Genomic DNA, 1,979 nt, shown 5'->3' with positions numbered 1-1,979 from the left:
TCAGGTGCGCCGCACCTACGCGCCCCGCGGGCGCACTCCCATCCTGCGGCACCGGCTGAACTGGAAACGAGCCGGGATGGCCGCCGCGCTGGGCTATCACGCCGCTGACAGTGGGCGCGGTCCACGGCTGTGCTTCCACCTCAAGCCGGGCAGCCTGATCAACCGTCTGATCCGCATACGTCCGGTCAGTGAGATCGTTTCATCCTGAATTCGCAGGTCACGGGGCTGGCGTGGGCTGGGAGTGACGTGTTCGTGCCGGTTAGGAGGGTAATCGTTGCGGGGAGATCGTCGGTCACCTCCAGGCTTCGGTGTTGGCGAGGACCAGGAGGGCCCGCAGGAGGATGGTCGCGTGGCGGGCGTTCATGCGGACCTTGGTGAGGATGCGCCAGGACTTGAGGTTGGCGAAGCCGTGCTCGACGGCGGCGCGTTCGCGGTTGAGCAGGTGGTTCGCTTCCTTCTCCGCGTCGGTGAGCTTGTGGTTCTTCGTGGCCTTGCGGCCGGTGATGATTACCGGGTCGGTCTCGGGCTGGTCGTCCAGGCCAACGAAGCCGAGGTCGGCCAGGGCGCCGAGGCCGGCCTCGCGGAGGCGGGCGGTGATCTTGTCGAGGCGGGCAGCGGTGATCTCGCTGGAGCATCCGGGCCGGGCCGGGGAGATCCAGATCAGGTTGCCCTTGACGTCAGTCAGTGCGAGGAACAGCAGGCCGTGGGTCTTGTGTTTCCCGCTGTAGTTCCTCCTGTTGTCCCTCCCGGTGCGGCGGCGGGTGCGGACCAGGGTGCCGTCCAAGAGTACGACCATCCCGCCCTTCTTGGCGATCTCCTTCAGGGCGCGGTCCAGGCGCGGGGCCCGTGCGGCGAGCAGGTTGATCGCTTCCTCGACCCAGCGGTGCACGGTGGAGGCCGAGACGGCGTTGCCGCCGGCCATGTCGGCGAGGCGCTGGTCGTGACGCAGGACGGCCAGGACGACGATCGCCTGGCTGCCGGGATCGAGCTTGCGCCATCGGGTGCCGAGCCGGTTGCGGCGCTGCCGTATGAGACCGGCGACAAGATCGATGGTCGACTTCGACAACGGGAGCCGGACGTGGTAGGCAGCATCGCGAGAGCCCTCGGCGGGCTGGTTTGTCTTCACACGCGACCCAACTCCCTTCGGGGACCCTCGTGTTACGGACAAAATCGGTCCTTCCGCTTTTCTCCGGCAGGTCAGCGCGGCAAGTACCGGCCCGCTCCGGTCCGTGACAGCCAGCCCCGGTCGGCGAGTTTGCGCAGCTGGCCCCGGACCGGCTCGACCTTCGCCGGGGTGAGTTCGCGGCCCAGCGCACGGGCGTCGTCCTTGGCCATCACCGGACCGTCCGCGTCGGCGACGATCTCCATGATCCGTCGATAATCCGAGGCCAGAACCTCCCTCCCCATCCCGTCCGCACGGTAGGGGACCAGCCGCATCCCGGCCGCACCCGGCGTCACCGCCACCGTCACGGACTCCGGCTCCGGCTCCGGCTACACGAGGCCCGATGGCTTCCGTCCGCCGTCCGTCGTCTCGACCCACGCCCCGAAGACCACCTCGGCGACCTCCGGCCGATCCAGCCGCCCCTCGACATCAGCCAGCTCCTTGCGCAACAACCTGGCGCGTTCCTCCGGCTTAAGCCGCCGCTGCACCGTCCACGTCAGCACATCTGTCATGCCGCGGAACCTACGCGGCCGGCCGCCGAGCTCGCCCCGGAAAGCCAGACCTCACCCGTGACGGACGATCACGTGCTAACGATCTCGCCCCCGACCAGCCCGAGCCCGCCAGCCACAGTCCACGCCAGGCCCGTGACCTGCGACTTCAAGATGAAACTTGATCATTGGAGCCGCCCCTGCGCACCAGTGGCGGCACTCCATCCAGTGAACCTGCCGCGGCACTGGTGGACAGGCCAACGCCGAGGGTCTGTACGCTCACCGGTGTAATTGATGATCATGGAAGAGACATCAAGTGACTGACACCG

3 protein-coding genes and 1 pseudogene are annotated in these 1,979 nt (G+C 67.9%); 1 reads left to right on the top strand and 3 read right to left on the bottom strand.

From position 1 onward, the window contains the following. Nucleotides 1–208: pseudogene (locus tag IE278_RS41940) on the top strand (hypothetical protein); the annotation flags it as partial. 84 nt (nt 209–292) lie between these two features. On the opposite strand, the gene IE278_RS41670 reads toward IE278_RS41940, so the two are convergent. The 3 genes from IE278_RS41670 to IE278_RS41660 all read right to left on the bottom strand — a co-directional run bounded on the left by IE278_RS41670 (nt 293) and on the right by IE278_RS41660 (nt 1,674). Beyond that, on the bottom strand, nt 293–1,126 hold the full coding sequence (locus IE278_RS41670) for a transposase family protein (RefSeq protein WP_189780240.1): 834 nt from the start codon (nt 1,124–1,126) through the stop codon (nt 293–295). A 71-nt stretch (nt 1,127–1,197) separates the two neighbouring features. Next, nucleotides 1,198–1,368: a hypothetical protein gene (locus tag IE278_RS41665; RefSeq protein WP_189780239.1), complete on the bottom strand. Its 171-nt coding sequence runs from the start codon at nt 1,366–1,368 to the stop codon at nt 1,198–1,200. Between the two features lie 123 nt (nt 1,369–1,491). Further along, nucleotides 1,492–1,674 carry a hypothetical protein gene (locus IE278_RS41660; RefSeq protein ID WP_189780238.1) on the bottom strand — a complete coding sequence of 61 codons (183 nt, stop codon included), beginning with the start codon at nt 1,672–1,674 and terminating at the stop codon, nt 1,492–1,494. Between the last annotated feature and the right edge of the window lie 305 nt (nt 1,675–1,979).

This window comes from Streptomyces tauricus (genome assembly GCF_014650955.1).
In the GTDB taxonomy this organism is placed as follows: Bacteria; Actinomycetota; Actinomycetes; order Streptomycetales; family Streptomycetaceae; genus Streptomyces; species Streptomyces tauricus.
Note: the sequence above shows the minus strand (reverse complement) of the source record. Positions and strands in the feature narration are given on the sequence as shown.